Raw genomic sequence first — 6,624 nt, 5'->3', positions numbered from 1 at the left:
ACTTTTCAGTCCTTTTTGGTGTTCAATTACCTGCTGGGAGTTATTCTTATGTTCTTGTTTTTATTTTTCAATTTTTTACTGCTTAAAGGGATTTCATACCTGTGGCAAAACCTGGAAAGCAAAAAATTGCTCAAAGCCATTTTGATCAGTTATTGTGTATTTTTTATTCCAGGCATCATTTCCAGCTTGTACTTCACTTTGTTTAATGCCGATTTTCAGTCCTATGAACTAGGCGCATTCAACCGTGCTTTTTATTTGAAGGCTGAAACCGGCAATGAAGATCCATTTGCCAGCAATGTCATGGATTCCATTATGTCGTCGGTCAGTTTGATGGAGTTTGCCTATTTCGCAGTGATGGTCGTTGCACTCCAGGTTCTTTTTGAGGATTTGTCCATGAAAAAAATTGTACCGATTGTACTGATTTTGGCTTGTATACATTTTGGGTCAAAAACGATTATCCCCTTAATGATGGCATAAATACGATCCCTTTATTGATGCGCTAAAAATCCCATATTTAAGGGAGCATTTTATTGGACACTGCATTAATTTTTAAATCATAAAACTAAATAGACATGAAGGTTTTAAATGGTTTGGTTGCATTTCTACTTGTACTCAATCTTAACGCCCAAGATCGAGATGCCAATTACATCAACTACATGACTTCTCCTCAGGCCCCCAAGGTTGTAGGGAAAGGAGATGCAGTTGAAGAATTAAGAACTTTTAATGATTCTTTTAAAACTGTTATAGTTGGAAATGGTATTCAGCTGGCTATTTTTTCGGGCGAAGACCAAAATATGAAAGTAGTCGCTCAAAATAATATATTGCCTCTTGTGAAATCGGAAATTATACAAGGAACTTTAGTAATTCGATTGGCAGAGTCATTGGAAACTCATCAAGGAATTAAAGTTTACCTACCCAAAAACCAACTTTCAACCATTTCAATTCAGCAAGGGGGAAGTTTAGCAATTCAAGAACCAATTGAATTTGACAAATTGACATTGTTACTAGCAAGTGGTGCCTTTGCTGATTGTAAGATAAATGTAGATAGCTTTAGCTGTACGGTCATGGGTGGCTCTATCTTGAACATGAGCGGTAAGGCACGAACCCTTTCCAGTTTGGTTGTTCAAGGTGGGAGTACTTTAAATGGAGAAAATTTTGAATGTTTGGATTGTAAAACGATCATCCTCGGTGCTTCAAAATGCAAAATGAAGGTTGTTAAGTCGATGGATGCTAGGGTGGAGAACGAATCCGTTTTCACCTACATTGGTAATCCTACTACGATCAAAAAAAGTACTAGCCTGAATGGGCAAATTAGGCAAAAAAGCAAGTGACAGATTAAAGCCAAATGGAGGCGCTTGTTCAAGTCTAATCACCTAGATTAAACAAGCGCTTCCTGAGGATAAGGCAATCATCATAACTCCCTTTTTTTCAACTCCTGCACCGCCCAATCCACCGCCCGTGCCGTCAACGCCATATACGTCAACGACGGATTCTGCGTCGACGTCGAAGTCATACAAGCCCCGTCCGTCACAAACACGTTTTTGCAAGCGTGCAACTGGTTGTATGCATTTAACATCGATGTCTTCGGATCTTTACCCATTCGCACCCCGCCCATTTCGTGGTTGGCGTGACCGGGTACCCGTTGGGTATCTCTTTTTTGAATGTTTTTAAAACCCGCTGCGTCCAGCATGTCCGCAAAAGAATCGTGGAAGTCCTTGAGCATTTTTAGCTCATTGTCGCTGAACTCCACCGAAAAGCGCATTTGGGGCATGCCGTATTTGTCTTTGAGTACGGGATCGAGCCGGGCAAAATTGCTTTCACGGGTCAGCACCTCGCCTACCATGCTGGCACTGATGGTCCAGCGGCCCAGTTTTTTAGTCAGGTTGTCCTTTAGGTCGGCTCCCCAGCCGTCTTGTATGTTACTCCGTGACGAGCCCACTTGTGCGGCATACCCGCGCAAAAAGTCGGTTTCTTGTTTGTATACATTGCGGAAGCGTGGCACGTAGGCTCCATTGGGGCGTTTACCTTCGGTGGTACTGTCCAAAAACCCTTCGTGTTCGGCCGAAATGCCGCCCCGGTAGTTGTGCCAACCCAGGAATTTGCCCAGTACCTCACTGTCGTTGCCCAAGCCATTGGGAAAACGGGCGGAGGTAGAGTTCATCAGCACCAGGTTGCTGTTCATGGCACTCGCGTTCAGGAAAATGATTTTGGCGTAAAATTCCAGCGTTTCGAGGGTTTGGGTATCGATTACGCGCACACCTACGGCCTTTTGTTTTTGCTCATCATAAATAATGGAGTGCACCAATGAATGTGGGCGTAGGGTCATCTTTCCCGTTTTGGCCGCCCAGGGCAGGGTAGAGGAGTTGGTGCTGAAATAGCCTCCCAGCGGGCAGCCGCGTTCGCAGAGGGTGCGGTGGGCACATTTACCCCGACCTTGCTGGCGGTGAATCTCATTGACCTGGGTCAGGTTGGCGCAACGGCCGATGATGACATGGCGATCGGGGAATTTTTGGGCAACCTGCTGGCTAAAGTGTTTTTCCACACAGCTCATTTCGTGTGGGGGCAAAAATTCCCCATCGGGCAAACTTGCCACCCCGTCGCGGTTGCCGCTGATGCCCGCAAATTTTTCCACGTGGCTGTACCAGGGCGCAATGTCTTTGTAGCGGATCGGCCAATCCACGGCGTAACCATCCCGGGCCGGGCCTTCAAAGTCAAAATCACTCCAGCGCTGGGTTTGGCGGGCCCACAGCAAGGAGCGGCCTCCCACCTGATAGCCTCGAATCCAGGCAAAGGGTTTGTCCTGGATGTACTCTTGTTCACTGTCCTTGACCAAAAAATGGGTGGTAGCTTCCGAAAAAATGTAGTGGATATTGGTTCTGGATTTTTGGTACTCCGCAGCAATGGCACTAGGTACGGTACCCAGGTGTTCGAGTTCCCAGGGCATTTTGTTGGCAGTAGGGTAATCCACGATGTGTTGTACATCGCGACCCCGGTCAAGAACCAGGGTTTTGAGTCCTTTTTCAGTCAATTCCTTGGCGGCCCAGCCGCCGCTGATGCCAGTGCCGATGACGATGGCATCGAAACTGCGTTTTTTGATGCTATCCAGATTGAGATTTGCCATTGGTGCAGGTCGTATTTTTAAGGCGGTAAAATACAAAGTAGACGAAGTGAAAGCTTCCTACCCCGGGCAAAAATTTAATTTTGTCAAGCGAAAAACTCACCAAATGCCATTCCACGTCAAATGACTGCTACCGCTTTCTATAGCTGAAAAAAAGGCAAAATGGCCTAAGTGTTTGTACCTCAGTCTTCCTTTATGTTTCTTAATTGTAAAAAAAGATAATTTTCGCTTCTTTAAGCGAGATAGAGATACTACCTTTGCACCGATTTAAGCGAAAGCATAATTCACTCTTAAAGACAAACGAAGGTGAAAGTGAGCAATAAGCCGATCATCAGAATAGCTTTGACGTTGTTTATCAGTATTTTGGGCATGAACCTTGCCTGGGCGAACGAAGAAGAGGTCCCGGGTAAGTACGATCCAGTTGGTACCGTGATGAACCACATTTCTGATGCCAATGAATTCCATGTTTGGAAAGGAGTACACATTCCCCTCCCCTGTTTCCTGTATGCTCCGGCCGAGCCTACCAAAAAATGGACCATCCTCTCCTCTGGCAAATTTGAACACGGCCACAAAGCCATCGATCGCTATGTGATCAACCACGGTCGGGTAAATCGCATTGCCGATCCTTCCTTCCCAATGGGTGAAGTACACATCGAAGGGGTACACGGCAAAGAAGAAATGCAAATCGTAAAGGGTAAAGAAAAAGAAGTTGAAGTTTTTTATGCCCATTACGAAGGCAAAGAATATAAACTGGAAAAACCCAGCACCCTGGACGGTGGCATGATGGGTGGTGGCATCACTTCCTTTTATGATTTTTCCATCACCAAGAACGTGTTCACGATGATGCTGGCAGCCCTGCTGCTGATCCTGATCTTTACTTCGGTACGCAATGGCTACCGCAAAAATGAAGGCAAAGCACCAAGCGGCATTCAATCTTTCTTCGAACCTTTCTTTGTGTTCATCCGCGATGAAGTTGCCAAACCAAATATTGGGCTGAAACACTATGAGCGTTTTATGCCTTTCATTTTGACCTTGTTCTTCTTCATCTTGTTTTGCAATCTCCTGGGCTTGATGCCTTTCTTCCCCGGTGGTGCCAACGTAACGGGTAACCTGGCCGTAACCTTTGTACTGGCCGTTTTTGCCTTTATCATCACCAACATCAACGGCAATGGCCATTACTGGCAGCACATCTTCTGGATGCCTGGCATTCCAGCTTGGGTCAAAACCATCCTGACGCCAGTAGAAGTACTCGGTTTGGTTATCAAACCATTCTCCTTGATGATTCGTCTTTTCGCCAACATATCCGCTGGTCACATCATTATCCTGAGCTTGATTGGTTTGATCTTTGTATTCGGTGACAACGGTACCAACTTTGGTGGTGGTGTTGTAGGCGCAATTGTTGGTGGTGCGTTTACCGCGTTTATGAACCTGATCGAATTGTTGGTGGCATTCCTGCAAGCTTTCGTGTTTTCAATGCTGACGGCGTCTTACATTGGCGCAGCAGTAGAAGATGGCCATCACGATCACCACGATGAGGCGCATCACGCACACTAAAAATAGATTTCAAGGATCTTGAGTCGATTAACTTTGAACTTAGGAACCCTGAAGTTTTTGAATAGAACTTTTTAACTTTTAAATAAATCTCACAATGGGAGCAATTGGAGCTGGAATTGCAGCGCTTGGCGCTGGTATCGGTGTAGGTTTGATCGGTAGCAAAGCAATGGACGCTATCGCACGTCAGCCTGAAGCAGTTAACGACATCCGTGCAAACATGATCTTGACCGCTGCTTTGGTGGAAGGTGCTGCTCTGTTTGCTATCGTAGTTGGTCTGTTGGCAGGTTAATTCCTACCCGTAGTAAAAGCTACAACAAAAAGAGGAAGACCGGACAGCAGCGGTTGGCTTTTGGCCGGTCTTCATATTCCTGTTGTGCGTGCGCATGTTCCGCGTGGAACCTGTGCAAACATGTTTTGGAAAGTCATCATTTTTAATATACTCGCCGATGATTTCGGCGCTACAATGTATAAAACATGACGCAGTTTGTTTTTTTAGGCGGCTTTTCAGTCATGCAACCGGATCCAGGTTTGATTTTCTGGACCACGGTCATTTTCCTTTTGGTATGGGTCGTTTTGGGTCGTACTGCTTTCCGTCCGATTCAAGAGTCCTTGAAAAAGCGTGACGCTGATATCCAAAATGCATTGGATGAGGCCAAACGTGCCCGGGAAGAAATTGGCAAAATGCAATCACAGAACGAACTTTTGTTGAAAGAAGCGCAGGAACAACGTGCTACGATCATCAAAGAAGCAAAAGAAATTCGTGAAGCGACCATCAAACGCGCCGAGGAAGAAGCTAAAGTAAAGGTGCAAGCCATGATTGCTGAGGCCAAAACCGATGTAGAGCACATGCGCCTTGAATTGAAAACCAGCATCAAAAATGAACTGGGCAACATGGCCCTAGACATTGCTGAGAAACTGGTCCGCAAGGAACTCAAGAGCAATACCGAAAATGTTGAGCTCGCGCAGAAACTGGTGGAAGAGATCAAATTTAACTAACAGAGGTAAGGGAACTGGGCGATCCTCGGCAAACGACCACAAGCGAAGCTTGTGCCAAGATGTCTCGGACATACCCACACCCACACCCACACTCACACCTCTTTATGTCCGTTAATAGAATTGCATCTCGCTACGCCAAATCACTCATCGATCTGGCCGTAGAGCAAAATAACCTGGAGAAAATTCACGGGGATGTAGAGCATTTGCGTCGGATGATCCGCAGCAGCAAGGATTTTAACAGCTTCCTGCGCAGCCCGGTGATCCAATATTCGCGCAAGAAGAAGGCTTTGGAGGCACTGCTCAAAGATAGATTTGAAGAACTGACCTTCAAGTTCGTCGACTTGCTGGCGTCCAAAAAACGGGAAGCTTATTTGCCGGAAATCGCGGAGGAGTTCATCATCCAATACCGGACCCTGAATAAGATTTCACAAGCCACGATCATCACTGCTGGTGAAATCACGCCCGAACTGGAAGCCCAGATCAAGACAAAATTGCAAGATGCTACCATCGGTTACGCCAATGTAGAGGTGGTAAGCAAAGTCGACCCAAGCCTGATTGGCGGCTTCATCATCGAGTTCGAAGGCCACGTTTACGATGTAAGTGTGAAGTACGAATTGGATCAAATGCGCAAACAGTTCAAAGGCAACTTGTTTGAATCTGCAATTGGAAGATAAATTTTTAGAGATGAAAGATGAGAGATAAGAGATGAAAGATAAGAGATGAAAGATGAAAACCAATTTGTGGAAACTTTCATCTTTCATCTTTCCTCTCTTATCTTTTATCTTTCATCTTTCCTCTCTCATCTTTAAATAACTTCATCTGCTCTCACCGGCAGGTGCAAATTCGATAAACAATGGTTGATGTAAGACCAGAAGAAATTTCTCAGATACTCAAGCAGCAGATCTCTGGATTTGGATCTGCTTCCGAATTGGAGGAGTTTGGTACCGTACTACAGG

Annotated in this window: 7 protein-coding genes; 6 read left to right on the top strand and 1 reads right to left on the bottom strand. The window is 45.6% G+C overall.

Annotated features, from left to right (window positions below; all coding sequences use genetic code 11):
* The coding region (locus tag SFV55_RS09685; RefSeq protein ID WP_320029291.1) for a hypothetical protein at positions 1-477 on the top strand (477 nt) is incomplete at its 5' end.
* A 95-nt stretch (positions 478-572) separates the two neighbouring features.
* Positions 573-1,331, top strand: coding sequence for a GIN domain-containing protein (locus tag SFV55_RS09680; protein ID WP_320029290.1), 759 nt, complete (start codon positions 573-575; stop codon positions 1,329-1,331).
* 80 nt (positions 1,332-1,411) lie between these two features.
* Here the strand turns inward: SFV55_RS09680 and SFV55_RS09675 are convergent, their stop codons facing one another.
* Positions 1,412-3,121: a GMC family oxidoreductase gene (locus SFV55_RS09675; protein WP_320029289.1), complete on the bottom strand. Its 1,710-nt coding sequence runs from the start codon at positions 3,119-3,121 to the stop codon at positions 1,412-1,414.
* 309 nt (positions 3,122-3,430) lie between these two features.
* Here SFV55_RS09675 and atpB point away from each other — a divergent pair, with 309 nt between their 5' ends.
* The 4 genes from atpB to atpH all read left to right on the top strand — a co-directional run bounded on the left by atpB (position 3,431) and on the right by atpH (position 6,342).
* Positions 3,431-4,672 (top strand): F0F1 ATP synthase subunit A, encoded by a 1,242-nt coding sequence (gene atpB / locus SFV55_RS09670; protein WP_320029288.1) that lies wholly within the window; start codon positions 3,431-3,433, stop codon positions 4,670-4,672.
* Positions 4,673-4,766: 94 nt separating this feature from the next.
* On the top strand, positions 4,767-4,961 hold the full coding sequence (atpE, locus tag SFV55_RS09665) for an ATP synthase F0 subunit C (protein ID WP_013765656.1): 195 nt from the start codon (positions 4,767-4,769) through the stop codon (positions 4,959-4,961).
* A gap of 185 nt (positions 4,962-5,146) precedes the next feature.
* Positions 5,147-5,668: a F0F1 ATP synthase subunit B gene (locus SFV55_RS09660; protein WP_320029287.1), complete on the top strand. Its 522-nt coding sequence runs from the start codon at positions 5,147-5,149 to the stop codon at positions 5,666-5,668.
* A 104-nt stretch (positions 5,669-5,772) separates the two neighbouring features.
* On the top strand, positions 5,773-6,342 hold the full coding sequence (atpH, locus tag SFV55_RS09655) for an ATP synthase F1 subunit delta (protein ID WP_320029286.1): 570 nt from the start codon (positions 5,773-5,775) through the stop codon (positions 6,340-6,342).
* Positions 6,343-6,624 lie beyond the last annotated feature (282 nt).

It is taken from the genome of Haliscomenobacter sp. (genome assembly GCF_033763495.1).
In the GTDB taxonomy this organism is placed as follows: domain Bacteria; phylum Bacteroidota; class Bacteroidia; order Chitinophagales; family Saprospiraceae; genus Haliscomenobacter.
The sequence above is the reverse complement of the archived record's forward strand: the minus strand, read 5'-3'. Positions and strand labels throughout refer to the sequence as shown.

Excerpts from the sequence above, each read along its gene's own strand:
- SFV55_RS09660 (WP_320029287.1), top strand. The coding sequence starts at position 5,147 with ATGACGCAGTTTGTTTTTTTAGGCGGCTTTTCAGTCATGCAACCGGAT.
- atpE (WP_013765656.1), top strand. The coding sequence starts at position 4,767 with ATGGGAGCAATTGGAGCTGGAATTGCAGCGCTTGGCGCTGGTATCGGT.
- SFV55_RS09675 (WP_320029289.1), bottom strand. The coding sequence starts at position 3,121 with ATGGCAAATCTCAATCTGGATAGCATCAAAAAACGCAGTTTCGATGCC.
- atpH (WP_320029286.1), top strand. The coding sequence starts at position 5,773 with ATGTCCGTTAATAGAATTGCATCTCGCTACGCCAAATCACTCATCGAT.
- SFV55_RS09680 (WP_320029290.1), top strand. The coding sequence starts at position 573 with ATGAAGGTTTTAAATGGTTTGGTTGCATTTCTACTTGTACTCAATCTT.